General features: G+C 67.8%; 24 protein-coding genes. 15 read left to right on the top strand and 9 right to left on the bottom strand.

Annotation, left to right across the window (positions count from 1 at the left end; all coding sequences use genetic code 11):
• Positions 1 to 4 precede the first annotated feature (4 nt).
• The 5 genes from G015_RS0112685 to G015_RS0112665 form a co-directional block, all read right to left on the bottom strand.
• A complete protein-coding gene (locus tag G015_RS0112685; RefSeq protein WP_012983640.1) occupies positions 5 to 598 on the bottom strand; it encodes an L-threonylcarbamoyladenylate synthase in 594 nt (197 codons plus the stop codon).
• Positions 585 to 3,149, bottom strand: a complete 2,565-nt coding sequence (locus G015_RS0112680) for a DNA topoisomerase I (RefSeq protein WP_012983639.1) — start codon at positions 3,147 to 3,149, stop codon at positions 585 to 587. The genes G015_RS0112685 and G015_RS0112680 overlap by 14 nt, the downstream gene beginning before the upstream one ends.
• A gap of 141 nt (positions 3,150 to 3,290) precedes the next feature.
• Complete coding sequence (locus G015_RS0112675) at positions 3,291 to 3,776, bottom strand: DUF494 family protein (protein WP_012983638.1); 486 nt, start codon at positions 3,774 to 3,776, stop codon at positions 3,291 to 3,293.
• A complete protein-coding gene (gene dprA / locus G015_RS0112670; protein ID WP_012983637.1) occupies positions 3,773 to 4,906 on the bottom strand; it encodes a DNA-processing protein DprA in 1,134 nt (377 codons plus the stop codon). The genes G015_RS0112675 and dprA overlap by 4 nt, the downstream gene beginning before the upstream one ends.
• Positions 4,907 to 4,934: 28 nt before the next feature.
• Positions 4,935 to 6,104 (bottom strand): LysM peptidoglycan-binding domain-containing protein, encoded by a 1,170-nt coding sequence (locus tag G015_RS0112665; protein WP_012983636.1) that lies wholly within the window; start codon positions 6,102 to 6,104, stop codon positions 4,935 to 4,937.
• Positions 6,105 to 6,248: 144 nt separating this feature from the next.
• Between G015_RS0112665 and def the strand changes: the two genes are divergently transcribed.
• The 13 genes from def (at position 6,249) to msrA (ending at position 20,240) form a co-directional block, all read left to right on the top strand.
• Positions 6,249 to 6,782 (top strand): peptide deformylase, encoded by a 534-nt coding sequence (gene def, locus G015_RS0112660; RefSeq protein ID WP_018138929.1) that lies wholly within the window; start codon positions 6,249 to 6,251, stop codon positions 6,780 to 6,782.
• Positions 6,782 to 7,744, top strand: a complete 963-nt coding sequence (fmt, locus tag G015_RS0112655; RefSeq protein ID WP_018138930.1) for a methionyl-tRNA formyltransferase — start codon at positions 6,782 to 6,784, stop codon at positions 7,742 to 7,744. Before def ends, fmt begins: the two co-directional genes overlap by 1 nt.
• A 3-nt stretch (positions 7,745 to 7,747) precedes the next feature.
• Positions 7,748 to 9,103: a 16S rRNA (cytosine(967)-C(5))-methyltransferase RsmB gene (gene rsmB / locus G015_RS0112650; RefSeq protein WP_020146847.1), complete on the top strand. Its 1,356-nt coding sequence runs from the start codon at positions 7,748 to 7,750 to the stop codon at positions 9,101 to 9,103.
• A 3-nt stretch (positions 9,104 to 9,106) separates the two neighbouring features.
• On the top strand, positions 9,107 to 9,676 hold the full coding sequence (locus G015_RS0112645; RefSeq protein ID WP_018138932.1) for a DUF4390 domain-containing protein: 570 nt from the start codon (positions 9,107 to 9,109) through the stop codon (positions 9,674 to 9,676).
• Positions 9,661 to 11,868: an ATP-binding protein gene (locus G015_RS0112640; RefSeq protein ID WP_038038520.1), complete on the top strand. Its 2,208-nt coding sequence runs from the start codon at positions 9,661 to 9,663 to the stop codon at positions 11,866 to 11,868. The genes G015_RS0112645 and G015_RS0112640 overlap by 16 nt, the downstream gene beginning before the upstream one ends.
• A complete protein-coding gene (locus G015_RS0112635; protein ID WP_018138934.1) occupies positions 11,865 to 13,244 on the top strand; it encodes a sigma-54 dependent transcriptional regulator in 1,380 nt (459 codons plus the stop codon). The genes G015_RS0112640 and G015_RS0112635 overlap by 4 nt, the downstream gene beginning before the upstream one ends.
• Before the next feature lie 57 nt (positions 13,245 to 13,301).
• Complete coding sequence (trkA, locus tag G015_RS0112630) at positions 13,302 to 14,681, top strand: Trk system potassium transporter TrkA (RefSeq protein ID WP_018138935.1); 1,380 nt, start codon at positions 13,302 to 13,304, stop codon at positions 14,679 to 14,681.
• A gap of 13 nt (positions 14,682 to 14,694) precedes the next feature.
• Positions 14,695 to 16,149 carry a TrkH family potassium uptake protein gene (locus tag G015_RS0112625; RefSeq protein ID WP_018138936.1) on the top strand — a complete coding sequence of 485 codons (1,455 nt, stop codon included), beginning with the start codon at positions 14,695 to 14,697 and terminating at the stop codon, positions 16,147 to 16,149.
• 28 nt (positions 16,150 to 16,177) lie between these two features.
• Positions 16,178 to 16,516 (top strand): tetratricopeptide repeat protein, encoded by a 339-nt coding sequence (locus G015_RS0112620; protein ID WP_020146846.1) that lies wholly within the window; start codon positions 16,178 to 16,180, stop codon positions 16,514 to 16,516.
• Positions 16,513 to 17,490 (top strand): lipid A biosynthesis acyltransferase, encoded by a 978-nt coding sequence (locus tag G015_RS0112615; RefSeq protein WP_018138938.1) that lies wholly within the window; start codon positions 16,513 to 16,515, stop codon positions 17,488 to 17,490. The genes G015_RS0112620 and G015_RS0112615 overlap by 4 nt, the downstream gene beginning before the upstream one ends.
• A 13-nt stretch (positions 17,491 to 17,503) precedes the next feature.
• Positions 17,504 to 18,328, top strand: coding sequence for an Fpg/Nei family DNA glycosylase (locus G015_RS0112610; RefSeq protein ID WP_018993197.1), 825 nt, complete (start codon positions 17,504 to 17,506; stop codon positions 18,326 to 18,328).
• 84 nt (positions 18,329 to 18,412) lie between these two features.
• Positions 18,413 to 19,573, top strand: coding sequence for a PQQ-dependent sugar dehydrogenase (locus G015_RS0112605; RefSeq protein ID WP_018993196.1), 1,161 nt, complete (start codon positions 18,413 to 18,415; stop codon positions 19,571 to 19,573).
• 31 nt (positions 19,574 to 19,604) lie between these two features.
• Positions 19,605 to 20,240, top strand: a complete 636-nt coding sequence (msrA, locus tag G015_RS0112600; protein WP_018995078.1) for a peptide-methionine (S)-S-oxide reductase MsrA — start codon at positions 19,605 to 19,607, stop codon at positions 20,238 to 20,240.
• Positions 20,241 to 20,258: 18 nt separating this feature from the next.
• Here the strand turns inward: msrA and dut are convergent, their stop codons facing one another.
• From dut to G015_RS0112585, 3 genes are read right to left on the bottom strand one after another with little or no spacing between them, the layout of a single operon-like run.
• Positions 20,259 to 20,720: a dUTP diphosphatase gene (gene dut / locus G015_RS0112595; protein WP_018995079.1), complete on the bottom strand. Its 462-nt coding sequence runs from the start codon at positions 20,718 to 20,720 to the stop codon at positions 20,259 to 20,261.
• Positions 20,701 to 21,951, bottom strand: coding sequence for a bifunctional phosphopantothenoylcysteine decarboxylase/phosphopantothenate--cysteine ligase CoaBC (gene coaBC, locus G015_RS0112590; protein WP_020146845.1), 1,251 nt, complete (start codon positions 21,949 to 21,951; stop codon positions 20,701 to 20,703). Before coaBC ends, dut begins: the two co-directional genes overlap by 20 nt.
• Positions 21,952 to 21,961: 10 nt before the next feature.
• Positions 21,962 to 22,564 (bottom strand): DUF502 domain-containing protein, encoded by a 603-nt coding sequence (locus tag G015_RS0112585; RefSeq protein WP_018138944.1) that lies wholly within the window; start codon positions 22,562 to 22,564, stop codon positions 21,962 to 21,964.
• A gap of 437 nt (positions 22,565 to 23,001) precedes the next feature.
• Here G015_RS0112585 and G015_RS0112580 point away from each other — a divergent pair, with 437 nt between their 5' ends.
• Positions 23,002 to 23,949: an MBL fold metallo-hydrolase gene (locus tag G015_RS0112580; protein ID WP_018138945.1), complete on the top strand. Its 948-nt coding sequence runs from the start codon at positions 23,002 to 23,004 to the stop codon at positions 23,947 to 23,949.
• A 15-nt stretch (positions 23,950 to 23,964) separates the two neighbouring features.
• Here G015_RS0112580 and G015_RS0112575 read toward each other — a convergent pair whose 3' ends face one another.
• Positions 23,965 to 25,005: a lipid A deacylase LpxR family protein gene (locus tag G015_RS0112575; RefSeq protein WP_018174878.1), complete on the bottom strand. Its 1,041-nt coding sequence runs from the start codon at positions 25,003 to 25,005 to the stop codon at positions 23,965 to 23,967.
• On the opposite strand from G015_RS0112575, the gene G015_RS0112570 reads away from it, so the two are divergent.
• On the top strand, positions 25,004 to 26,725 hold the full coding sequence (locus G015_RS0112570) for a potassium/proton antiporter (RefSeq protein WP_018138947.1): 1,722 nt from the start codon (positions 25,004 to 25,006) through the stop codon (positions 26,723 to 26,725). The two genes, G015_RS0112575 and G015_RS0112570, sit on opposite strands and share 2 nt — an antisense overlap.
• Positions 26,726 to 26,857: the final 132 nt, after the last annotated feature.

Below are 26,857 nucleotides of genomic sequence, written 5' to 3'. Positions count from 1 at the left end.
TTGGTTATTCGTGGGTATCCGGCGCGCCCCGGAGCCAGGCCCCGGTGCGGGCATCGCGGATCGTGCTGGGTGCGGTGCGCCCGCCACATTCTGCCTGCAGGATCGCGTCGATGCCCGCCCCGAGCTGCGTGTTCACGCAGTCCCAGGTGCGGCAGGGCTCTATGCCCGCGCGGTTGGCGCTGGTGGAGACCAGGGGGCTGCCCGCGGCCGCGCACAGCGCGCGCGTCTCCGGGTGGGCGGTGACGCGTACCGCGAGGCTGTCGTGTTCGCCGCGCAGCAGCGGCGGGCAGGCATCGGTGACGGGTAGCAGCCAGGTGGTCGGCCCAGGCCAGCTGGCGTCGATCTCGGCCCGGCGTTCGGCCGGTAGCGGCGCCAGCCAGGGCGCGAGGCGATCCAGCCGGTCGGTGACCACAATCAGTCCCTTGGTGGCCGGGCGGCCCTTGATCTCGAGGATGCGATCGATCGTCCGGGGGTCATCCGGGCGGCAGCCAAGGCCGAAGACCGCCTCGGTGGGGTAGGCGACCACGCCGCCGTCGCGCACGCACTGCGCGACGGGCTCGATCTCGGGGGTTAGCAGCGGTTGGCTATTCGGATCCACGGTCGCCGGAGGGCTGGGCACTCAGGCGGCTGTCGCCGCTGCCGGATTTCGCGCTACCAGACTTGGCGGTCGAAGCCTTCTTCGCCGGGGCCTTCTTCGACGTGCTCGTCTTCTTTGCGGTGGCCTTTTTCGTGCCCGTCTTGCTGGCGGCCTTCTTGGTGGTGGCTGCCTTTTTCGTGGTCGTCTTCTTTGCGGTCGACGACTTGGAGGCGGTCTTCCCGGAGGACTTGCCGGTCGACTTGGCCGCCCCCTTGCGGCCGCGGCCCTTGCGTTCCGGGGCGGCGGCGATCAGTTCCTGGCACTGTTCCAGCGTCAGGGACTTGGGATCGGTCTCCTTGGGGATCTTGGCGTTCTTGTTGCCGTCGGTCACGTAAGGGCCGTAGCGCCCGTTGAGGACCTGGATGCCCTCTTCGTCGAAGCTCTTGATGAAGCGTTCGGCGTCCTTCTTCTTCTTCTCGGCGACGATCTCCAGCGCGCGCGGCAGCTCGATGGTCCAGACGTCGTCGTCCGGGCCGAGGGAGGCGTACTTGGAGCCGTACTTCACGTACGGTCCGAAGCGGCCGATGTTGACCATCACCGGCTCGCCCTCGGGCGTCTCGCCGAGGTCGCGCGGCAGCTTGAATAGCTCCAGCGCCTCGTCGAGGGTGATTTTGTCCATCTTCTGCCCGGGCAGCAGGCCGGCGAAGCGCGGCTTCTCCTCGTCGTCCTTGGTGCCGATCTGCACGATCGGGCCGAAACGGCCCAGGCGCACGCTGACCGGGCGTCCGCTCTGCGGATCGGGGCCCAGTTCGCGCGACTGCACGGCCTCGGCGCGAGTGACGTTTTCTTCCTTCTCCTTCACCCGGTCGCGGAAGTCGCCCCAGAAATCCTCCAGCACCGGGACCCAGTCCTTCTCGCCGCGCGAGATCGCGTCCAGCTCGTCTTCCAGCTTCGCGGTGAAGTCGTAGTCCACGTAGCGGTCGAAGTGCTGGGTCAGGAAGCTGTTCACGATCCGGCCGGTGTCGGTCGGGATGAAGCGCTTGCCGTCCATCTCCACGTACTCGCGCGACTGCAGCGTGGAGATGATGCTGGCGTAGGTGGACGGACGGCCGATGCCGTATTCCTCCAGCGTCTTCACCAGGCTGGCCTCGGTGTAGCGCGGCGGCGGCTCGGTGAAGTGCTGGTCGGCGGTGACCTCTTCCAGCTGGACCGTGTCGCCCTCGGCCATTTCCGGCAGGCGCTTGTCCTCGTCGTCATCCTGCGCGTCGTCGCGGCCCTCCTGGTAGACGGCGATGAAGCCGGGGTCGACCAGGGTGGAGCCGGTGGCGCGGAACTGGTGTCGGCTGTCACCCGGGACCAGGTCGGCGGCCACGGTGTCGAAGGTCGCGTGGATCATCTGGCAGGCGACGGTGCGCTTCCAGATCAGGTCGTACAGCCGGGCCTGGTCACTGCTCAGGCGGGCGCGGACCTCGTTCGGCAGGCGGCGCACGGAGGTCGGGCGGATAGCCTCGTGGGCCTCCTGCGCGTTCTTCGACTTGGTCTTGTACTGGCGCGGGCTGTCGGGGACGTTGTTGGCGCCATAGCGCTCCTCGATCAGGCCGCGGATCTCGCCAATCGCCTCGCCGGCCAGGGCCACCGAGTCGGTACGCATATAGGTGATCAGGCCGATCGCGCCGGAGCCCAGATCGATCCCCTCGTACAGCTGCTGCGCGGTGCGCATGGTGCGCGATGCGGTGAAGCCCAGCTTGCGCGAGGCCTCCTGCTGCAGGGTCGAGGTGGTGAACGGCGCGGCCGGGTTGCGGCGGCGCTGCTTCTTCTCGACCTTGGCGACACGCAGCTCGCCGTTCGCGGCCTCGGTCAGGCGCTTCTGGGCGTCATGTGCGAGTTCGGCGCTGTTCAGGTCGAACTGGTCCAGCTTGTTGCCGTCCAGGTAGGTCAGGCGCGCGGTGAACGGCTGCTCCTGGCGCTCGACCTTCGCATCCAGGGTCCAGTATTCGCGCGGGACGAAGGCCTCGATCTCGTTCTCGCGCTCGCAGATCATGCGCAGTGCCGGGCTTTGCACGCGCCCGGCGGACAGGCCGCGCTTGATCTTGCGCCACAGCAGCGGGGAGAGGTTGAAGCCGACCAGGTAGTCCAGCGCGCGGCGCGCCTGCTGGGCATCGATCAGCGGCTTGGCCAGGTCGCGCGGTTCCTCGATCGCCTGCTGGATCGCCTTCTTGGTGATCTCGTGGAACACGACCCGATGCACGCCACGATCGTCTAGCAGGCCGCGGTCACGCAGCACCTCGTAGAGATGCCAGGAGATTGCCTCGCCTTCACGGTCGGGGTCAGTCGCGAGGATCAGGTCATCGGATTTCTTCAGAGCCTTGGCGATCGCCTCGATCTGCTTTTCGCTGCGCTCGATCACGTCGTACTTCATGCGGAACCCGTTTTCCGGGTCCACCGCCCCTTCCTTGGGGACCAGGTCGCGGACATGGCCATAGGAGGCCATGACCTGGTAGTCCGGGCCGAGATATTTTTCGATGGTCTTGCCCTTGGCGGGCGACTCTACAATGACGAGGTGCTTGCTCATGTCGCTCGGGACCGTCTCCGTGGCAGCGGGTTCCGTATCGGGGCGATCGCGGTCGCATGGCAGCGACCGGGTTCACGGGCGCTAAAGACTAGAGGAGGAAAACGCCCGTGGCTACCGCATTGTCTGCGGAGGACGGTGGACTCAGTGCAGATAATCCACGGCCGACGGGCCGGCATCGTCGCGCATCACCTCTTCCAGGCGGGAATAGGCGATCGCATCGTCGGGCTGGTTGAACAGCACCATCAGCACCACCCAGCGCAGCTGGTCGAGGTCGATCTCCTCGGCGTCCAGTTCCATCACGCGGTCCAGTACCAGCTCGCGGGTGCCGGCGGTCAGCAGCCCGTTTTGCTCCAGGTGCAGCAGGAAGCCGTGCGCCTCGGTGTCCAGGCGCTTGCGCTCTTCCGGGGCATAGATGCGCTGGGCCGCGCTGTCGCCGCCGCGACCGGTGAGGGGGGCCTCGCTCATCAGGCGATCCAGCCAGCCCAGGGCGCGGTCGATCTCGGGGCGGGCGAAACCGGCCTCCACCAGGTGGCGTTCCAGTTCCGCGCGATCCGGCTCCTCGTCGGATTCCTCGTCCATGGTGTGCTCGAACAGGTACATGAGCACATCCAGCACGCTTTCGTTCATGATTCAGGGGATCCTGCGTCGAGGCGCTGGTAGCGCCCGTGGTCGAGGGCGGCCACACGGCCGTTGAGTTCCAGCAAAACCAGCATGGATGAAAGGCGCTCGATGGTCAATTTGGTGCGATCCCGCAGGGTTTCCAGCGGGATCGGGTCAAAACCCATCGCGTTCAGCACGCGTTCCTGCTCCGGATCCAGTGGCTCCCGGGCCGGTTCCGGTGGTGTGCTGGCTGTCTCCCCGGGGGCGACGCCGAGCCAGTCCGCCAGGTCTTCCAGCACCTCGTCGGCCGATTCCACGAGTTGCGCCCCATCACGGATCAGGCGATGGCAACCTCGGCTGACCGGGCTCAGTACCGAGCCCGGCACCGCGTAGACCTGCCGGCCCTGTTCCGCCGCCAGGCGGGCGGTGATCAGCGATCCGCTCTTCAGTGCGGCCTCGACCACGACCGTGCCCAGGGCCATGCCGCTGATCACCCGGTTGCGCTGCGGGAAGTTGCGCGCCAGTGGGCGCGTGCCGGTTGGCCACAGCGATACGACCAGTCCGTGATCCGCGATGCGGTGGGCGAGGCGACGATGCTGCGCCGGGTAGATGCGGTCGGGGCCGGTCGCGACGACTGCGATCGTGCGGCCACCGGGGGCAGCCAGGGCGCCCTCGTGGGCCACCCCGTCGATGCCGCGCGCCAGGCCGCTGGTCACCACCACGCCGGCACCGGCGAGCTCGCGCGCGAACTCCCCGGCCAGGCGTTCGCCCTGCGGCGTGCACTCGCGTGCGCCGATGATTGCGATTTGCGGCCGATGCAGCAGGCTCGGGTCGCCGTTCAGGTACAGGACCGGGGGCGGATCGGGGATTTCGGCCAGTAGCGGCGGGTAGTCGGGGTCATCCCGGCATAGCAGGTGGTGCCGCTCGTCCTGGTCGAGCCAGGCCTGGTCGGCATCGGCGGCTGCCGTGCGGGCCGCCGGGTCGATATTCAGCTCGACGCCGTGATGGCGCCATTCGCTAGGAGAAGCGGCCAGGGCGGCGCCGGGACCGCCAAAGGCCTCGACCAGATGCAGCAGGCGCTGGTGGCCGAGCCCCGGGGTGTTGATCAGTTCCAGCCAGGCGCGCTGATGCGTCGCCCGGTCCCAGTCGTCGGTCATCGGTGGTGCGGATGCCCGTGCGAGCGGATCAGTGCGACGGATGGCGGACCTTGTCACCCTCGCGCAGGGTGCGGTCGGACTCCGTGACCAGGATGTAGGAGACCTTCTCGAAGGTCTGGAACACCATCACCGTTCCGACCGATTCCTCGGGCAAGGTCACGACCTCGTTCGCCCGGTCGCTGATCGGGTCGCGAACCTGGCGGCCGGCGGTGTAGGCGGTCATCACCTGGCCGTTCTCGATGCCGTCACGCTCGCCACGGTTGATGATCGCAGCCTGGAGCTGGCCGATCTGGCTGATCGCGTCGAACAGGGAGATGATCGTGCCCTCCAGGTCTTCTGGCGGACGTCCGATCTCGAACAGCATGTCCTGTTCATCGGCATAGGGGACCAGGCGGTCGCCACGGATGGCTTCGCGCTCACCCTTGCGGATGTTTGCGCGTGCCACGTTGCCGGGCTCGACGATCTCGGCCTCGCCAATCGGCAGGGTCGCAATGCCCAGGTTCTCGCCGGTGTCCGGGTCCACCAGCTCGCCGTCACGACGCACGATGTGATAGAGGTCGTATTGCTGGGTGTCTTCGGCATTGCGCACGTAGACGCGGTCGCCCGGGCCGAAGATCACGCGCTCATCCTGCGAGGCCAGGATGTAGGGGGCGTTGTCCAGCGTCTCGTCGTCCAGCACCTGCGGACGGAACATGAACGACTGCAGCGTGGAGATCGGGGTCGCATCCTCATCGCGATCGACTACGCGAATCTCGGGCGACAGACGCTTGGTCGGGCGAACGCGCGGGCCGCCATCCACGGTGATGCGCGGTTCGCCGTCCACGTAGTAGATGCTGAGTACGTCGCCCGGATAGATCAGATGCGGGTTCTCGATCTCGGGGTTCACCAGCCAGATCTCCGGCCAGTACCACGGATCGCGCAGGAACATCGCGGCGATGTCCCACAGGGTGTCGCCCTCGCGGACCACGTAGCGTTCGGGAGCGGATTCGCGGATCTCGGGTTCCGGCTCCGGGGTCTCGGCGGCCCGGTCGGTTTCGCGGGAGGTGTCCTCGCTGCGGGCCGTTTGTGTGGCCTCGGTGTCCTCGGCGGTGGCAGCCCCCTCTTCGGTCTGGGTGGCTGCGCAGGCGCCGAGCAACAGCGTTACACTGAATAAAATGCCCGGCAGAACGAAGGTCGTGGTCGCCCTGGTCTTGTACATTGCTGTCCCCTGTCAGATCCGCGCGCTCCCCGAGCCTTCTTTTGCTTTAGCCCGGCCCCATGCGGATGACGCAATTCCGCGGATATTGCGGTCCAACGTTAGCAGAATTGCGGCATCTGTACAGTACAAAGTTTGAGGTTTTTCATGGCCAAGCGCGAAATACTGCATTTCCCGGATCCCCGCCTGCGTCTGCAGGCGGAGCCGGTCGAGACGGTGGACGACGAGGTCCGCACTCTGGTCGACGACATGCTGGAAACCATGTACGACGCGCCGGGCATTGGTCTGGCGGCCACCCAGATCAACGTGCAAAAGCGGGTGTTGGTGGCGGATGTCTCCGATGACCAGAGCGAGCCGCACGTGCTGATCAACCCCGAGATCCTCGAGACCTCCGGCGAGGAGGAGATGGACGAGGGCTGCCTGTCGGTGCCCGGATTCTACGAGCGGGTGCAGCGCGCCGACCGTATTCGTGTGCGTGCCCTCGGCCGAGACGGCCAGCCCTATGAGCTCGATATCGATGGCCTTCTGGCCGTGTGTATCCAGCACGAGATCGACCACCTCGACGGCAAGCTGTTCGTGGACTACCTCTCCAGCCTGAAGCGCAATCGCATCCGCAAGAAGCTGGAGAAGCAGGGCGCGCGGGCCGGCGCGGGAGACAAGGCCGCGGCGCCCGCCGTCTGATGAAGCAAGGCAACAAGGACGTGCCATTGCCGCGTGTGGTCTACGCGGGTACACCCGACTTCGCGGTCCCTGCGCTGGAGGCCCTGATCGAGCGCGGCCCGAGGCCCGTGGCCGTCTACACCCAGCCGGATCGCCCGGCGGGGCGGGGGCGCCAACTGCGCCCGAGCCCGGTCAAGGTCGCCGCCGAGGCGGCCGGCATCCCGGTGCTGCAGCCGGAATCCCTGAAATCGCCCGAGGCCCAGGCCGAACTGGCCGCCTGGCGCCCGGATATCCTGATCGTAGCGGCCTACGGGTTGATCCTGCCGCGAACGGTGCTGGAGATCCCGGGCCGGGGCGGGCTGAACATCCACGCCTCGCTGTTGCCCCGCTGGCGCGGTGCGGCACCGATCCACCGCGCGATCCTGGCCGGCGATACCGAGACCGGGGTCTGCCTGATGCAGATGGCGCCCGGCCTGGACACGGGCCCGGTGCACGCCTGTCGCTCGACCCCGATCACGGCGACGACGACCACCGGTGAGATGCACGATACGCTGGCCACGCTGGGCGCCGAGCTGCTGCTGGAGCGGCTGCCCGAGATCCTCGCGGGGCGTTCGCAGCCGGAACCACAGGACGATGCCGGCGCGACCTACGCGCACAAGCTGGAAAAGGGTGAGGCCTGGCTGGATTTTGCCCGCCCGGCGGTGGAGCTGGATCGCCAGGTGCGGGCCTTCAACCCCTGGCCGGTTGCCCAGGCGCGCTGGGGCGAGCAGGTGATCCGCGTGCATGCCGCGCGCCCTTTGCCCGGGCCGGCGGACCCGGAGCCGGGCACCATCCGAGCCGCGGGCCGTGACGGGGTGCAAGTGGGCACCGAACAAGGTCAGCTGCTTCTGGAGACCGTGCAGCTGCCGGGCAAGCGCCCGGTTGCGGCCGCGGACTGGGCCAATACTACGGCGCTGATCGGGCAGCGCCTCGCGGGCGGCTGAGCGATGGCGGGCAAGCGCAACGGACGCATCGTACCCTCGCGGGTGGACTCGCGCTCCCCGCGCCAGCGGGCGCTGGAGGCGGCCGAGGGGGTCGTATTGCAGGGGCATTCCCTGACGCGCGCGGTCGAGCACGCAACCGAAGGGCTGAACGCCCGCGACGCGGCCTGGGTGCAGGCGCTGGCCTACACCACGCTGCGCTGGTATCCGCAACTGTCGGCGCTGGTAAACGGGTTCCTGGAGCGCCCGCTGCGCAAGAAAGACGCCGTGATCGGTGTGCTGCTGGCGCAGGGGCTGGCCGAGCTGATGCATTTCTCTACCCGTGACCACGCGGCCGTGCGCGAGACCGCGGAGCTGGCGCGGGCCATCCATCGCCCCGGTGCGGTGGGGCTGATCAATGCGGTACTGCGGCGCGCGCAGCGCGAACAGGATGCGCTGGAGGCGGCAGTCCGGGAAGACCCGGCGCTGCGTTATGCCGTTCCGGAATGGCTGCTGGAGGCGATCCGCGCCTCCTGGCCCGACGACTGGGAGACGTTGCTGGAGGCGGCCACCCGTCCCGCACCTATGACCCTGCGCGTGAACCTGTCCCGCACCTCGCGCGAGGACGCCCTCCAGGCGCTGGTCGAGGCGGGGCACCCGGCACAGGCGCATCCTCAGCTGGAGGCAGCCCTGACACTGGAGGAACCCGCGGACGTCGCTCGACTGCCCGGTTTTGCCGAGGGCCGGCTCTCGGTGCAGGACGCCTCTGCGCAATGGGCGGCGGTCCTGCTCGATCCGCAGCCGGGCGAACGCGTGCTGGATGCCTGCGCGGCCCCGGGCGGCAAGACCGGTCATCTGCTGGAACGGGCGGGTGGTGATCTCCAGTTGACTGCGCTGGACAACGATGCCGAGCGACTTGTGCAGGTGCGCGAAAATCTCGACCGACTGGGCTTCGCCGCGCAACTGACCGCGGCCGACGTCGCCGACCCCGATGCCTGGTGGGATGGCCAGCCCTTCGATGCGATCCTGCTGGATGTGCCCTGCTCGGCGACCGGGGTGATCCGGCGTCACCCGGACATCAAGACCCTGCGTCGCGCCGACGACATCCCGCGCCTGGCGGCGGAGCAGGCGCGTATTCTGGAGGCGGCCTGGGGACTGCTGCGCCCTGGCGGGCGCCTGCTGTATGCGACCTGTTCGCTCCTGTCGGAGGAGAACGGCGCGGTGGTCGCGGGCTTTCTCCAGCGCACGCCGGATGCGCGCGCGCTGGAGCCCGAGGGCGGCCCGCCGATCGCCGGCGCGCACGTACGCTCGGTCGGCTGGGCGCTGCCGCTGGGCCTGGAAGGCGGCGATGGCTTCTACTACGCGTTGTTGACAAAGGACTAGGGCATGCGCGCGGGGCGGTCGCCGATCGGATTCCTGCTGGCGTGGTCGCTCGTGCTGGCGCTGGTCCCGGGTACGGCGCAGGCCCTGGAGATCCGCGACGCCCGGCACATGTGGATGGACGATGACACCCTGCTGGTGCGCCTCGTGCTCGACATGCGACTGCCGCAGGTGCTGGAAGATGCGCTGGCCAATGGGGTCACACTGGAGTTCGAGGCCGAGGCCCGGATCGAACGGGATCGCTGGCTGGGACGGGAGTCCGTGCAGCGCGAGACACGCCGGGTCAAGCTGCAATATTTTGCGCTGAACCGGTATTACCTGGTAACCGACGTGAACGATGACCGGATGGAGCTCAAGCCGACCCTGGGCGATGCCCTGGAGTATGTCGCCCGCCGACTCGGGCGCCTGCCGATGCACGGCGTCCCGGGGGCGGTGCGCGAGCGGCCGGAAGACTACAACATGGCCGCGCGGCTGTTGCTTGTGTATTCGGCGCTGCCCTTGCCGTTGCAGCTGGATGCCGGTCTGCGCGGTGACCTCACCACCCGGCGGGAGTGGCATCGATGGTCCCTGGATTAAGACGCTTCCCATGGGGCCTGCTGGGCATGGGCCTGCTGTTCCTGCTGCTGCTGACCTCGCTGGTGGTCATGGGCGGGGCGGCGCAGGACCAGGCCCGCTTCGAGCAGCTGTTCCTGTGGCTGCTGGTATTCCACGCCGCAATCCTGCTGGTGCTGGGGGGGCTGATCGTCCACCAGTTCGTGCGCATGGTCGCCCAGTATCGCCAGGGGGTGCCCGGCAGTCGCCTGACGCTGCGGCTGGTCGGGGGGTTCATGCTGGTCGCGGTGCTGCCGGTATCGGTCGTCTATTACTTCTCCTTCGAGTTCCTGAACGAGGGCGTGGACTCCTGGTTCGACGTGCGCGTGGACTCCGCGCTGGAGGATGCCCTGGAGCTGTCGCGTTCGTCGCTGGATCTGCGCGTGCGCCAGCTGGCGACCGAGACGCAGGAGATGATGAGCGAGCTGGAAGGGGTCTCGGAGGGTCTGGTTCCGCTGGCGTTGAATGACTACCGCCGTCAGGTTGGGGCCCAGGAGTTGACGCTGGTCGGCTCCAACAACCGCATCATTGCCTCGTCCACCGACAGCCCGATCCGCCGCCTGCCGAGTCCCCCCGGGGCCGATATCCTGATGCGGGTGCGCCCGGAGCAGCCGTATTCGCGACTTGAGCCGCAGACCGACGGCTCGCTGGTGATTCGCGTGGTGGCGACCACCAGTAGTCGAAGACCGGGGGCGGAGAACCGCATCCTGCAGGGGATTTATCCGGTCGATCCGCGCATGTCGGCCCTGTCACAACGCGTGGAGGATGCCTTTGCCGGCTACCGCGAATTCGCCTACCTGCGCGGCCCGATCATCCAGGGCTTTATCTTTACCCTGTCGCTGGCGCTGGCGATCTCGCTGATGGCGGCTTTGTGGGCCGGGCTTCTGGTGGCCAGGCGCATGGTGCGTCCGATCTCCGATCTGGTGCAGGGGACGCGCTCGGTCGCGGCTGGCGACTATTCCACCCGGCTCGCGGTGCAGCGGGCCGACGAGCTGGGCTTTCTGGTGCAGTCGTTCAATGCGATGACGCGCACGCTGAACGAGGCGCGTGACGAGGCCGAACGCAACCGCCGCCTGCTGGATGCCGAGCGCGCCTACCTGGAGAGCGTCCTGCAGCACCTGCGTTCCGGCGTGCTCGCGCTGGATGGCAGTCTGCGCCTTCGCACCGCGAACGAGGCCGCCGGCCAGATCCTGGAGTGCGACCTGCAGGGCGCCCGCACGCGTCCGATCTCCGAGCTGGGCGCCGAGTGTCCGCTGGTCGGGCAGTTCTTCGAGGCGATCAACGATGCCCTGGCGCGCCAGGAAGACGAGTGGTCGCGGCAGGTTGTCGTGTTTACGCGTTCCGGGCGCAAGGTGCTGATGACGCGTGCCGTTTGGCTGCCAACCTCGGGCTCCAGCCGCGGCCTGCACGCGATCGTGTTCGATGACATGACCGAGTTCCTGAAGGCGCAGCGCGACGCGGCCTGGGGCGAGGTGGCCCGGCGTCTGGCACACGAGATCAAGAATCCGCTGACCCCGATCCAGCTCTCCGCCGAGCGTCTGTCGCGCCGGCTCGGCAAGGTCCTGGACGGGGCTGACCGCGAGGTCTTGGATCGCGCGACTGGCACGATCATCCAGCAGGTGGAGGCGATGAAGACGCTGGTCAACGCCTTCCGCGATTACGCCCAGGCCCCGCGCCTGGAGCTGGGATCGGTGGACCTGAACCAGCTGATCCAGGATGTCTGCGAGCTGTATGTCGATTCCGACGGCCATTCCCGTGTGCAGACCGACCTGGAGTCGGGCCTCCCCGGGATTCGGGGCGACGCCGGACGCCTGCGACAGCTGCTGCACAACCTGATCAAGAACGCGCTGGAGGCCGGCAAGGACCAGGAGGCGTTCGTGGTGCATATCGCGACCGCCTATCTCGACGATCCGACCGGACCCCATATCGAGCTGCGGGTGACCGACACCGGCCCGGGTATCAAGCCCGAGTTGCTGGAACGCATCTTCGAGCCCTACACCACCGACAAGCCGCGTGGAACCGGTCTCGGTTTGGCGGTCGCGCAGAAGATCGTCGAGGAACATGGCGGCATGATTGAGTGCCATAATGAACCGGCGGGCGAAGGTGGGGCGGTTTTCCGCATTCGCATCCCGGTCGAACATACCCCGCAGGCCCTGGCCCACGAGGAACCGGAATGAGCGAACCCTACGTACTGGTCGTCGACGACGAACCGGATATCCGGATGCTGTTGCAGGATGTCCTCGAGGACGAGGGCTATCAGGTGGCGCTGGCCGGCTCGGTGGCCGAGGCCAAGGCTCAGCGCCGTAGTCGCCGGCCGGATCTGATTCTCCTCGACGTCTGGATGCCGGATGGCGACGGGATCTCCCTGCTCAAGGAGTGGGGCGACGACGAGGGTCTGCCCTGTCCGGTGGTGATGATCTCCGGCCACGGCAATGTCGAGACCGCCGTCGATGCCACGCGCCTGGGGGCCTACGACTTCATCGAAAAGCCACTGTCGATCGACAAGCTGCTGATCACGCTGAACAACGCCCTGGAGGCCGCCCGCCTCCAGCGCGAGAACGTGGGCCTGAAACGCCATGCCGGCACGGTCGCCGACCCGGTGGGCGGCAGTGCGGTGATGGTGAACCTGCGCGACCAGGTGCAGCGCATGGCGCAACACGACACCTGGGTGCTGATTACCGGCGAGCCCGGGGTGGGCAAACAGACCTTCGCCCGGCTGCTGCATGCGCGCAGCGCCCGTCGGGACAGTCCGTTCATCGTGGTATCGGTCGGTTCGCTGTCGGGCGACGAGGCCGTGGCCGAGCTGTTCGGAAGCGAGCAAGGCGATCGTGTGCGCTATGGGCTGCTCGAGCAGGCCGCCGGTGGCGTGCTGTTTCTCGACGAGGTCGCGGAGATGGATATGCAGACGCAGGGGCGTCTGCTGCATGCCCTGGATACCCAGCGCATTACCCGTATCGGCGGCGATCAGCCGATCAGCGTCAACGTGCGGGTGATTGCCGCCAGCCAGCATGACCTTGGCGCGGCGGTGGAGCAGGGCCGGTTTCGCGAGGACCTGTACTACCGGTTGAACGTCCTCCCGCTGGCCATCCCGCCGCTGCGCGAGCACGCGGAGGACATCCCGGAGTTGCTGGACTACCATATGCGCCATCTGCACCAGCAGGAAGGCCTGCCGATGCGGCTGTTCCAGCGTCCGGCGCTGGAGCGGCTGCAGCAGTATCAGTGGCCCGGCAACGTGCGCGAGCTGCGCAACCTGGTGCAACGGCTGATGATCCTCGGCTCCGGTGACGAGATCACCCGCGACGAGGTCGAGCGCACCCTGACCGGCCAGCCGCAGCGCGGTGAGGAGTTCGAGGAGGGGGCACTGGCGATCCCCGACCTGCCGCTGCGCGAGGCGCGCGAGCAGTTCGAGCGCGAGTATCTGATCCAGCAACTGGAGCGCTCGGAAGGCAACATGACACGGCTGGCCGAGCGGGTGGGGCTGGAGCGCACCCACCTCTATCGCAAGTTCAAGGCACTGGGCATCGATCCAAAACGGGTGAAGGCCGACGGCTGAGACGCCAGCCTTCGTTTCCCTGGCACGACGCCCTGACATCTCCGGGACGGGAGACGCATGAAGCACATCATCATCCTCGGCGCCGGGCAGGTGGGCCAGTCATTGGCCGAGGCCCTGAGCGCCGACGGCATCGACATCACCATCGTCGACTCCCGCGGCGAGCGCCTGGCCGAGCTGGAGGACCAGTTCGACATCAAGACGGTGAACGGCTTCGCCTCGCACCCGAGCGTGCTGGAGGCCGCCGGGGCACAGGATGCCTCGATGGTCATCGCGGTGACCGACTCCGACGAGGTGAACATGATCGCCTGTCAGGTTGCCTCGACCCTGTTCAACGTCGAAACCAAGATCGCCCGTGTGCGCTCACGGGATTACCACGAGACCCCGGAGCTGTTCGCCCAGGATGCGATGCCGGTGGACATGCTGATCTCGCCGGAGGCGATCGTCACCCGTCACATCCACCGCCTGATCGAGCATCCGGGCTCGCTGCAGGTGCTGGAGTTTGCCGAGGGGCTGGTCTCGCTGGTCGGCGTGCGCGCCTACTACGGTGGGCCGCTGGTCGGGCACGAGCTGAAGAACCTGCAAAGTGACATGCCCGGCATCCACACGCGGGTCGCGGCGATCTTTCGCCAGAACCGCTCCATCCAGCCGGATGGCAGCACCGTGATCGAGGCTGACGACGAGGTCTTCTTCGTCGCCGCGAAGAAGAACATCCGTGCAGTCACCTCGGAGCTGCGCAAGCTGGAAAAGCCCTACAAACGCATCATGATCGCCGGCGGCGGCAATATCGGCGAGCGCCTGGCGGAGACGCTCAGCAAGCGCTACCGGGTCAAGGTGATCGAGCGCGACCCGGATCGCGCCGACCACCTGGCGCGCTCGCTGCCCAGCAATGTGCTGGTCCTGCATGGCGACAGTGCGGACGACCGCTTCCTCGAATCGATCGGCATCGAGAACAACGACGTCTTCTGTGCGGTGACCAACGACGACCAGGCCAACATCTTTGCCGGCATGCTGGCCAAGCGCTGGGGCGTGCGCAAGGTGATGTCGCTGATCAACCGTCCGAGCTATGTGGACCTGCTGCAAAGCGGCACGATTGACGTCGCGATCTCGCCGCAGCAGGCGACCATCAGCGCGCTGCTGGCGCGCGTGCGCGAGGGCGGAACGGCCACCGTGCATACCCTGCGTCGCGGCGCCGCCGAGGCAATCGAGACGGTGGTGAACGGCGATGCCCGCACCTCCCAGGTGGTGGGGCGGCGGATCGAGGAGATCGACTTCCCCGAGGGTACGAGTGTGGGCGCGGTGGTGCGCGGCGAGGACGTGATCATCCCGCACCACGACACGGTGATCGAGGCCGGTGACCACGTGATCCTGTTCCTGACCGACCGGCGCAAGGTCAAGCAGGTGCAGCGCCTGTTCCAGCCCTCCGCGCTGTTCTTCTAGGTCGTACTGGCCGATGCTGCATTTCGCATCCACCGCCCGCCTGCTTGGGGTCCTGCTGACGCTGTTCAGCCTGACCATGCTGCCGCCGGCGGCGATCGGATTTCTCTACGGCGAGTCCACCGCCTGGGTGTTCCTGCAGGCGTTCGCGCTGCTGCTGCTGATCGGCGGGATCCTGTGGGGCTCGATGTACCGGGCGCGCAGCGACCTGCAGGTGCGCGACGGCTTCATCCTGGTCGTGCTGTTCTGGCTTGGGCTGGGGATTGCCGGGGCGGCGCCTCTGGTACTGGACCCGAACCTGCCGGTTTCGTTTACCGATGCGGTGTTCGAGTCCATGTCCGGGCTTACCACCACCGGGGCGACGGTGCTCACCGGGCTGGACGACCTGCCGCGCGCGATCCTGTGGTATCGCCAGCAGCTACAGTGGCTGGGTGGCATGGGGATCATCGTGCTGGCAGTGGCGATCCTGCCGCTGCTGGGCGTGGGCGGCATGCAGCTGTTCAAGGCCGAAACCCCCGGCCCGATCCGTGACAACAAGCTGACCCCGCGCATTGCCGAGACCGCGCGCAACCTCTGGTACATCTACCTGGGCCTGACCGTGGCCTGCGCGCTGGCCTACTGGGCCGCCGGGATGGAGGCCTTCGACGCGGTCGGGCATGCGTTCTCGACCATCGCGATCGGGGGGTTCTCCACCTACGACGCCAGTATCGGGCACTTCGATTCGGTGGCGATCGAGACGGTGGCGATCGCGTTCATGATTCTTGGCGGGATGAACTTTGCGCTGCACTTCCTGGTGCTGCACCGCGCGACCTGGAAGCCGTACCGGCGTGACGAGGAACTGCGTACCTACCTGATCCTGCTGGTCTCCGCCGCCGTGATCGTGGTCGGCTACATGCTGTGGAGCGGCTTTGCCGCCGATACGAACGATGCCCTGCGACGGGGGATCTTCCACGTGGTGTCGGTGGCGACCACCACGGGCTTCACCACCGATGCGTTCTACCTGTGGCCGGGCTTTCTCCCGGTGCTGCTGATCTTCCTGTCGTTCATCGGGGCCTGCACCGGCTCCACCGGCGGCGGGATGAAGGTGGTGCGCGTACTGCTGCTGGTGAAGCAGGGGCTGCGCGAGATCAAGCGCCTGATCCATCCCCATGCCCGGATCGCGGTGAAGGTGAACGGCAAGGAAGCGCCCGACCGCGTGGTCCAGGCGGTCTGGGGCTTCCTCGCCGCCTACGTGATGGTCTTCGTGGTGATGATGCTGCTGATCATGGCCTCCGGGCTGGACCAGGTCACCTCGTTCTCCGCGGTGGCCGCGACCCTGAACAACCTTGGCCCCGGGTTGGGCGAGGTCGGGGCCAACTACGCCTCGATTAACGACTTCAGCAAGTGGGTGCTGGTGCTGGCGATGCTGATGGGCCGGCTGGAAATCTTTACCGTGCTGGTGCTTCTGTCGCCCGCCTTCTGGCGGCGTTAGCCTGACGATATCCAGAAGGAGGAGCTCCATGAGTGACATGATCGAACGCTTCCAGAACATGCTGGATGGCGGACAGGACTCCGCGATGCTGCGCTTTTCGCTGGGCAACGCCCTGGCGACCGACGGCCAGAAGGAGGCCGCGATTCCGCACCTGGAACGCGCGCTGGAACTGGATGGCGGGTATTCCGCCGCCTGGAAGCTGCTGGCCAAGACCCTCGTTGACCTGGAGCGGCCGCAGGCCGCGCTGTCCACCTGCGAACGCGGCATTGCCGTCGCCACCGAGAAGGGCGACCTGCAGGCGGCGAAGGAGATGGAGGTCTATGCGAAGCGCGCGCGCAAGCAGCTCGATGCGGGCGGGGGCGCATGAGCGAACAGGCCGGGGAGACCCGCTCGGGCCAGGAGGCAGGCGCCTATCAGGCACCGCTGACCGGCCGTCATTTCGCCCCGCGCTACTGGGGCAGCTGGCTGCTGCTGGGCGTCGCCTGGGTGCTGCAGGAGATACCGCGCCCGGCCGTGCATGCACTGGCCCGGGGGCTCGGGCGACTGATCCGCAAGGGCGCCGGGCGCAGCCGCGCGGTGGTGGAGTGCAACCTCGAGCTGTGTTTCCCCGAAATGACCCCGGCCGAGCGCGAGAAGCGCATGGAGGCCTACTACCGCTACCAGGCGCAGACGGTGCTGGACTACGGCCTGCTCTGGTTCGGCAAGCCCGGCCAGCACGCCGCGCGCATCCGCATCGAGGGGCTGGAACACTACGAGCGCCTGCAGGCGGCCGGTACGCCGGTGATCGTCCTCGCCCCGCATTCGCTGGCGCTGGACTACGGCGGCGTGCGCATGAGCCAGATGTACGACGGTGTGTCGTTCGCCAAGCCGATGAAGAACCCGGTGCTGGAGTGGATTAACCACCGCAGCCGCACACGCTACTCGGGCGACATCTTCGCCCGTGAGCAGGGCCTGCGTCCGGCCATTCGCCAGCTTCGCCGCGGCCGTTTCTTCTACTACCTGCCGGACGAGGATCTGGGGGCCGAGGGAGCGGTGTTCGTCGACTTTTTTGGGGTACCCAAGGCGACGCTCACTGCGCTGGGCCGCCTGGCGCGCATGTCGAAGGCGGCCGTGCTGCCCAGCTTCGCCTGGTACGACTCGGTGGCGGACCAGTACGTGATGCGCCTGTGGCCCCCGCTCGAGGGCTTCCCTAGCGGCGATGACCATACGGATGCCCGGCAGATGAACCAGGCCATCGAACGCGGGGTCACACAGGCCCCGGCCCAGTACCTGTGGTCCATGCGCCTGTTTCGCACCCGTCCCGAGGGCGAGCCCCCGCTCTATCCCAGCCGCAAGCGCTGATCGTCCATCCGCGATGCCCGAGGGCGATACCATCCACAAGCTGGCCCGGGCATTGGGTCCGCTGCTGACCGGCGCCGCGCTGGAGGCCGTGTCGACCCGGTCCCGGCGTGGTGCGGCACTGGTGGAGCATGGGGCCATGGCTGCGCGTGGCGTGAGCGCGCGCGGCAAGCATCTGCTGATCGAGCTGGACGACGCCGCGGGCCGCGCCTGGCAGCTGCGCACGCACCTGGGCATGTACGGGACCTGGCACCAGTATGCGCCGGGGGCCGTCTGGCACAAGCCGGAGTATCAGGCCTGGGCCGTGCTGCGGCTCGCGGACCGGGTGCTGGTCTGTTTCCATCCGCGCGAACTCGCCTGGCAACCCCGGCCGGAGGGGCGCGGCGACCCGGAGCGACTGGATGCGCGCGTGGGGCCGGATCTGCTGGACCCGGAGGTGGACCTGACCGCAGTCGTCCGGCGTATCCGTGCCCGCAGCGACCCCGCGCGACCCATTCTGGATGTGCTGCTGGATCAGTCGCTGGCGTCCGGCATCGGGAACATCTACAAGTCGGAGGTGCTGTTCCTGCACGGACGACATCCACTCGACCCGGTCGGCGCGATCACGGATGACGAGCTCCTGGCGCTCTATTGCGAAGCGGCGCGCCTGCTGCGACGCAACCTCAAGCCGGGCCCGCGTATCACGCGCGCGCGGGCCGAGACGGACGAGTACCTGAACGTGTACGGACGCAGCGGGCAGGCCTGCCGCACCTGCGGGACACCGGTGGAGCGGGCGCTGGCGGGCGAGCACCTGCGCTCCACCTACTGGTGTCCGTCCTGTCAGCCGGGGAAACACGGATGAATGCACACGCTCGCGTTGGTGCCCCGGGGAACCCGGCGGCGGGTACGGGCCACCAACGGGTACGGACCTAACGAGGGCAGGGACATGGACAAGCGATACCCGGGGCGGTTGCTGGCGGCCCCGTTGCTGGGCGGGCTTCTGGTGGCCTGCGGGGGTTCGGCCGGGATCGCGGCCGAGGAATTCTCCACCGCCGACGGCGAGCTGCGGGGCGAAGTCCTGCACTCGGGGCTCAATCACCCTTGGGCGATTGCCTTTCTGCCGGATGGCGGGGCGCTGATCAGCGAGCGGCCCGGGCAGCTGCGCTATTTCCCCGACGCGGAGAACCTCGAGGGGCGCGGCGAGATGGTGTCCGGCCTGCCGGACGACCTGGTTGCGAATAACCAGGGCGGGCTGCTGGATCTGGCCCTGCACCCGGATTACGAGGACAACGGCTGGCTGTACTTCACTTATTCCGCGCAGGTGGAGGGCGGTCAGACGACGCGCCTGGCCCGCGGGCAGTTCACGGACGGGGCGCTGGAGGAGGTCGAAGTGCTGTTCTCCGCCGAGCCGGCGGCCCGCGGCGGGCGTCACTTCGGCTCGCGCATCGTGTTCGACGACGAGGGCTATGTGTACGTCAGCATCGGCGATCGTGGTGACCAGGATCGCGCCCAGAAGAAGGACGACCATGCCGGCAGCATCGTGCGCCTGCACGATGACGGCTCGGTACCCGACGACAACCCGTTCCTCGACGAGGATGGCGCCCATCCCGAGCTTTGGGTGATCGGCGTGCGCAACCCGCAGGGGATGGTGATCGATCCCGAGACCGGCACCTTCTGGCAGAACGAGCACGGGCCGCGCGGTGGCGACGAGGTGAATATTATCGAGCCCGGCCTGAACTACGGCTGGCCGGTGATCTCGCATGGCGGCGCCTACTCCGGCGGCCCGATCGGTACCGGCGAGTCCGAGAAGGAGGGGATGGAGTCCGCCATCCACTACTGGACGCCGGCCATTGCCCCGTCCGGCATGGCGATCCTGCGTGATTCCGCCTTTGCCGCCTGGGATGGCGATCTGCTGGTGGGTGGCCTGCGGGGCCAGACCCTGCGCCGGCTGACCTTCGAGGGCCGCGAGCTGGTCAACGAGGAAGACCTGCTCCCCGATCTTGGCCGCCGCATCCGCGATGTGCGCGTGCACGATGGCGCGATTTACGTGCTGACCGACCACAACCCGGGCGAGCTGATCCGGCTGACCCCGGCCGACCCCGGCTGACGAATCCCCGTTTCCGGAAGGAGCCCTTGTGATGTTTGCGTTTTCCGAGCCGCGCATGCCCGCGCCCGAGGAGGCCCTGCCCGGGCGCGACGAGCCGCTGCCGGTCCCGCCACGGCACATGGTGCTGGGCACGCCACTCGCGCCGCCTTATCCGGACGGCATGCAGGTGCTGCATGTCGGCATGGGCTGCTTCTGGGGAGCAGAACGGCTGTTCTGGCAGACCGACGGTGTGTATTCGACCAGTGTGGGCTATGGCGGTGGCTACACCCGCAACCCGACCTACCGGGAGGTCTGCTCCGGGCAGACCGGGCACACGGAACTGGTGCGCGTCGTGTTCGACCCGGCCCGGGTGTCCATCGATACGCTTTTGCGGGTGTTCTGGGAGGGGCACGATCCCACCCAGGGTATGCGTCAGGGCAATGATGTCGGCACGCAGTACCGCTCCGCGATCTATGTGGACTCGGCCGAGCAGCAGGCGGCGGCCGAGGTCAGCCGCGAGCGCTACCAGGCGGCGCTGGACGCCGCGGGGCGTGGCCTCATTACCACGGAGATTCAGCCGCTGGACGCCTGGTACTTTGCCGAGGACTACCACCAGCAGTACCTGGCCAAGGTGCCCAACGGCTACTGCGGCCTGGGTGGTCTGGGCGTGTCCTATCCCTCGGGCTGAGAGATCATCGGGGCACGGTCATCCGCGGCCGGAGGAGCCGAAGCCGCCGACGCCACGGGCGCTTTCCTCAAAGTCCTCGACCACGCGGAAACGTGGCTGTACCACTGGTACGATCACCAGTTGTGCCAGGCGTTCGCCCACTTCCAGGGTGTACGCCTTGCTGCCCCGGTTCCAGCAGGAGACCATCAGCGGCCCCTGGTAGTCGGCGTCGATCAGCCCGACCAGGTTGCCCAGCACCAGGCCGTGCTTGTGGCCCAGCCCGGAGCGGGGGAGGATCATCCCGGCGTAGCCCGGGTCCTCGATATGGATCGAGAGCCCGGTCGGGATCAGTTCGGCGGCGCCCGGCTCCAGCGTCAGCGGTGCCTCGATCATCGCCCGCAGGTCCACGCCGGCCGAGCCGTCGGTGGCCGGGGCGGGCAGCGGGAAGTCCGCGCCCATGCGCGGGTCCAGGATCTTCAGGTCAATCTCGGGGGCGGGCATTCGGGATTCCTTGGTCCGTTTCGCATTCGGCCCAGCGCTCGACGATCAGGTCGATCAGCGCCCGGGCCAGCTGGGTCTTCGGCTGGTTGGGGAGCCGGCGCTCGCCACCCTCCCAGAGGCACAGCAATTCGTTGTCGGGGGTGCCGAAGGCGCGGCCCTCGCCGACCCGGTTGGCGGCGATCAGGTCGAGCCCCTTGGCGCGGCGCTTGGCCTCGGCGTGTTCGCGCAGGTGCTCGGTTTCGGCCGCGAAGCCGACCAGGAACGGGCGCCGGGGGAGGGAGGCCGCCTGAGTTGCCGCCTCGGCCAGGATGTCCCGGGTGCGCTCCAGCGCCAGGTGCATCACCGGGTCGGACTTCTTGATCTTCTGCGCCCGCGGCTCGGCCGGGCGGTAGTCGGCAACGGCCGCGGCCGCGATCAGGATGTCGGTCTCGGGCAGCCGCTCCATCACTGCGGCATGCATGGCGGCCGCCGTCTCCGTGGCAATGCCCGCGACGCCCGCGGGTACGGCCTCTGCTGTCGGCCCATGCACCAGGGTCACGTGTGCGCCCGCGTCGCGTGCCGCCGCGGCCAGGGCAAAGCCCATGCGCCCGGAGCTGCGGTTGCCGATAAAGCGCACGGGGTCGATCGGCTCGAAGGTGGGGCCGGCGGTAATCAGTACGTGACGCCCGGCCAGAGGGGCGTGTGCCGGCTGCAGCAGCTCCCGCGCGATCGCGGCGGGCTCGCGCATGCGACCCTCGCCCTGCTCGCCACAGGCCTGGTCGCCGCTGTCCGGCCCGATCAGGGTCACGCCGCGCTCGCTCAGGGTCGCGATATTGGCCTGCGTGGCCGGGTGGGCCCACATGCGATGGTTCATCGCCGGTGCCAGGGCGACCGGCGCGGTGGTGGCCAGCAGCAGCGTGCTCAGCAGATCGTCCGCCAGGCCCTGGGCGTAGCGGGCGATCAGGCTGGCGCTGGCCGGGGCGACCACGATGCGGTCCGCCCAGCGTGCCAGGGCAATGTGATCCATGCCGGATTCCGCCTCGGCATCCAGCAGCTCGGTGCGCACCGGCGCGCCGGACAGGGCCTGGAAGGTCAGCGGGGTCACGAAGGCGCGGGCGCCGGCCGTCATCACCACGCGCACCTCGCAGCCGGCGCGCTTCAGCTCGCGCACCAGCTCGCAGGCCTTGTAGGCGGCGATGCCGCCGCTGACGCCGATCAGAATCCGTGGCTGGTGGTCGTGGTGGTCCGTCATGCAGCGAATTCTACCCGGTTCCCTTGTCCTGGCGCGCGGAGACACCGGCGGTCAGGGCATAGCGCATCGCGTCCTCCAGCGAGAGATCCAGTGGCTCGATGCGGTCGCGCGGCAGCATCAGGGTGTAGCCGCCGATCTGGTAGCTCATCGGCATGTAGACCGCGATCGTCTCCGGGCCACCCAGGTTTTCCGGAAGCCCCTCGAAATCCTCGCGGGTAACAAAGCCGACCAGCTTGAAGTCGCTGCCCGGAAAGGTCACCAGCACGGCCTGCCCGAAGCGCTGATGGATGTCGCCGGAAAGGAGATTCGTTACGTCGCGCACGGTGCCGTGGATGGTCTTGACCACTGGGATGCGCTGCATCAGCGATTCCACCCAATCGAACAGGCCGCGCACCACATAGGCCTGCAGCAGAACGCCCAGCGCGAACACGAGCCCCAGCCCGGCCAGGATGCCCAGGCCCGGGAAATACAGGGCATCGGGCAGGATCGCGCGCAGCAGCCCGCCCAGCACCGTCTCCGCCGTGGTGCCCAGCCACCAGAGCAGGGCCAGGGTGATGACCAGGGGCAGGATGGCCGCCAGGCCGGTCAGGAAGGTCCGGGAAATCTTGCGCACCTGCAGTCTCCATCCTAGGGAAACACTGATCAATGTACACGCTCGCGCTCGAGTCGCTTTTGCGTGCGAACAAGGCGCGGTGAGCGCAGTGTAGCCGAGCTACATAAGCGAGCCGCAACGCCGTACGCACGCAAAAGCGGCCGAGCCCCTGCTGTTCAATGGTTTGTGGGGTTGGCACCCCAGGTTCCCCGATCCTGCGTTGCGCCGCTTGCGGGTAGAACCACCACTACCCGCTGCACGACGCTCCTTGTCTCGGAAAACCTGGGGTACCAACGCGAGCGTGTACATTGATCAGTGTTTCCCTGGGGGGAGGCCCCGATGCTATCAGTTTCGGCCGCGTAGGCGGCGCAGCGCACTTTGCGGCGGCTGGCGGGTCTATTCTTCACGATCGGGAATAGTCGGGGGTGATTGCCATGCAGGGATGGAAACCATTGGGTGTGGTGCTGGCGAGCCTGGCGATGGCATTGGTCTTGACCACGTCGTCGCCTGCTGGCGAGCCGGCGGCGCCCGAGGACTACGAAATGCAGCCCGAGGCCGTGGCCCCCGGGGTCTACGCCGTGATGACATCGGCGCGCGATTTCCCCAGCCGCGAGAATCTCGGCTGGAACGCGAACATGGCGTTCGTGGTGACCGACGAAGGTGTACTCGTGTTCGATACTGGCTCGTCCGAGACCATGGGCGTGGCCCTGCGCGAGGCCATCCGCGAGGTGACCGATCAGCCCGTGCGCTGGATCGTGAACAGCCACAGTCATGGCGACCACTGGCTGGGCAATCATGCGTTCGCCGAAGACGAGCCGGAGATCATGGCCGGCCCCGAGGCCATCGAGCGTATGGAGGCGGAGGCCGAAACCTGGGTCGAGAACTTTCGCGAGATGACCGATGGCGCGACCGGCGATACCACACCATTGCTGCCGAACAAGCCCGTGGACGAGCGCGTCACGCGAGTCCTGGGCGGTACCGAGGTCGTCATCTTTCCCTCCGGCGGTGCCCACTCCCCGGGTGACCTGATCGTCTGGTTGCCGCAGACGAAGATCCTGCTGGCCGGGGATGTGGTGTACAGCGATCGCGCGCCCTCGGTCTGGGATGGCGATGTCGCGCAGTGGATCGAGCTGCTGGACGAGCTGATCGCGCTGGAACCCGATGTGGTCGTGCCCGGCCACGGCCGGCTCGAGGGGGCGGAGACCCTGCCGCGCCTGCAGAACTATCTGGTCACCCTCTGGGATGCGATTGAGGAGGGCGTGGAGCAGGGGCTGGCCGACTTCGAGACCGTGCCGCTCGTGCGCGAGCGCATGGCGGACATCCTCGAGGACTACCCGGGCTTCGAGGACAAGATCGACCGCTCGGTCGCCACGACCTACCCCGACGTCGAGGCCGCGGTGTTTTGAGGCGCGCGGCCGGAGTCAGAACTGCCAGGTGGCGTGCAGCGAGCCGAACTCCGCCGCGCCCTTGGCCTGGCCGCTGAACTCCCGCGAACGCCACACATGGGTGTAGCCCAGGCGCACCCCGCCCACATGGAACACGAACCCGGCGGTCAGTTCCCCCACTGCTGGGTGCTTGTCCACCGAGGGCCCGTCGCGAAACAGCGGGCCGTCCAGGAACAGGTCATAGGCCATCAGCCGGGTATCTACCCCCGCGAACAGATAGCCGCCCATGGAGCCGACCGTCTCGAAGGTATGCGAACCCGATAGGGCCGGATTGATCCGAGGCGGGCCGTAGTCGCGTGGCAGGTTGCGGCCGGCGCGCACGATTGCACCGGCGTTGGCGAAGGTGAATGGGCTGCCCACGGTCGCGCCCCAGTGTGGCGTCAGGTCCCAGCCCCAGCCGCCCTCGGCGCGATGCGAGCGCCCGCGTAGCTGGCGCTCGTAGCCCACCATCAGGGTTGCCTCGTTGCCGATCTGATCGTCCCAGCCTTGTGGTTGCGGCGCGCTGGACCAGCTGTGGACTTCCTTCTGTGTGCGGTCGGCCAGCGAGGCGGGCCCGACGGTGCCCACGGTGACCTGCAGGCGGTCCAGGCGGTCGCCATGATCCTCGGCCAGGCTGAAGTTCAGGTACAGCCAGCCGGCGTAGGGACGGTCGTCCGGGTCCGCGGGCGAGCGCTCGATGTCCTCCGGGGTGTACATGTTCTGGCCCAGGTGGATGGCCGATTTCAGGCGCCCGCGCTCCTCGCGATCGACGAAGTAGGGCAGGGCGTCCGCGACCCGCTGCAGCCAGGGGGGTACGCGCTCCTCGCTGCGCGTCCAGCCGATGCGGAAACCATTGGTGTAGTAGCGGTCCTCACCGGCGAACAGGTCGTTCTCGAACTCGAAGTGCAGCGCGTCGACGCCGCGCTCGGCGGCGGCCGGCGCTGCTGCGAGACCCAGTGGGACAGCCAGCGCGCCGGCCAGGGCAAGGGCCGCTCTCCCCGGGCGGGTTTTCGGGGGCTTCCGGTATGATCGACGCATGGACCTCTCCAACCAGATCATCTTCCTGGCGGCCATTGTGCTGTTGGGCAGCATCCTTTCGAGCGTGATCACCTCGCGGCTGGGTGTGCCCCTGCTGCTGGTGTTCCTGGTGATCGGCATGCTGCTCGGGCCGGAGGGCCCGGGCGGTCTCGAGGTGGAGAATATCACCCTGGCCTATCTGATCGGCTCGGCCGCGCTGGCGATTATCCTGTTCGACGGCGGGATGCGCACTCCTGCTCGCAATTTCCGTATCGGGTTGAAACCGGCCCTGGGACTGGCCACGCTCGGGGTGCTCGTGACCTCGGGCCTGACCGGAGTGTTTGCCGTCTGGTGGCTGGGGCTGTCCTGGCTGGAGGGGCTCCTGCTGGGAGCGATTGTGGGATCCACCGACGCGGCTGCGGTGTTCTCGCTGTTGCGTTCGCGCGGGCTCGAGCTGAAAAGCCGTGTCGGCGCCACCCTCGAGATCGAGTCCGGCTCCAACGACCCGATGGCGATTTTCCTGACCATCGTGCTGATCGAGCTGTTGCTGATGCCCGACCAGCAATTCGGGGTGGTCGTCGCCATCGAGTTTGTCCAGCAAATGGGGCTGGGGGCCTTGTTTGGTGTGGCGGGCGGTTTCGCCCTGCTGGCGCTGATCAACCGGGTGCCGATGGCGGGCGGGCTGTACCCGCTGTTCGCGATGGCCGGGGCACTGGCCATCTTCGGCCTGACCGGCTTGGTGGGCGGCTCGGGCTTTCTGGCCGTGTACCTGGCAGGGCTGCTGATCGGCAACCGCCCGCTGGAGGCCTCGCAGAACATCAAGCGCTTCCACGACGGGATCGCCTCGCTGGCACAGATCGGCATGTTCCTGATGCTCGGCATGCTGGTGACGCCCTCGGGGCTGCCCCCGGTGGCACTGGATGCGGGGCTCGTCGCTGCGGTCCTGATCCTGGTTGCCCGGCCCCTGGCCGTATGGCTGTGCCTGTACCCGTTCCGCTTCCCGTGGCGCGAACAGGTCTTCATCGCCTGGGTCGGTCTGCGCGGCGCGGTACCGATCATCCTGGCGCTGTTCCCGCTGCTCGCCGGGCTGGAGCTGGCGGGCTACTTCTTCCACGTCGTGTTCTTCGTGGTGCTGATCTCGCTGCTGGTGCAGGGCTGGACCGTCGCGCCCTCGGCGCGTTGGCTGGGACTGGAGCTGCCCCCGACCACCGCGCGGGTGCAGCGCACCGAGCTGGACATCCCCGGACAGCAGGAGATGGAGCTGGTCGGCTATCGCCTGGCCGAGACCACGCCGGTGGTGCGCGAGGCGTGGTCGAACTTCCGCCTGCCGGGCAGTGCGCGGGTCGTGGCTCACCTGCGCGAGGGCAAGCTGCTGGACACGCTCGAGCTGCTCGATCTGCATGCCGGCGACCACCTCTACATCATGGTCGCCCCGGCCGATCTGCATGACCTCGACCGCCTGTTCGTCCCGCAGGACCAGGTGCCGGAACGCCTGACCGAGCAAAGTGTGTTCGGGGAGTTTGCCCTCAATGGCGACGCCCAACTCGGGGCGGTCGGCATGGCCTACGGCGCCCCGGTACCGCCCGAACACCAGGGCGACACCCTGGAGGACTACCTGCGTCGTGAACTCCAGGCCGAGCCGGTCGTCGGCGACGCCGTCGACCTTGGCCCGATGCGCCTGGTGATCCGCGAGATGGACGGCGCCCGCATCACCAAGGTCGGCCTGAAGCTGCGCCACTGATGCCGTCGATGCCGGAGGCCGGACAGGGGGCTTGCTTGACCAGATCCGTATGGATCGCATTTGCGGCTTCAATTGAGGTGGGGGCTTTGATATAAGAATCAAAAGCAGGGTGTGACAAATTTCATACTTTTG

Source organism: Thioalkalivibrio sp. ALJ15 (assembly GCF_000383695.1).
Lineage (GTDB): Bacteria > Pseudomonadota > Gammaproteobacteria > Ectothiorhodospirales > Ectothiorhodospiraceae > Thioalkalivibrio.
This window is presented reverse-complemented; position numbering and strand designations above follow the sequence as displayed.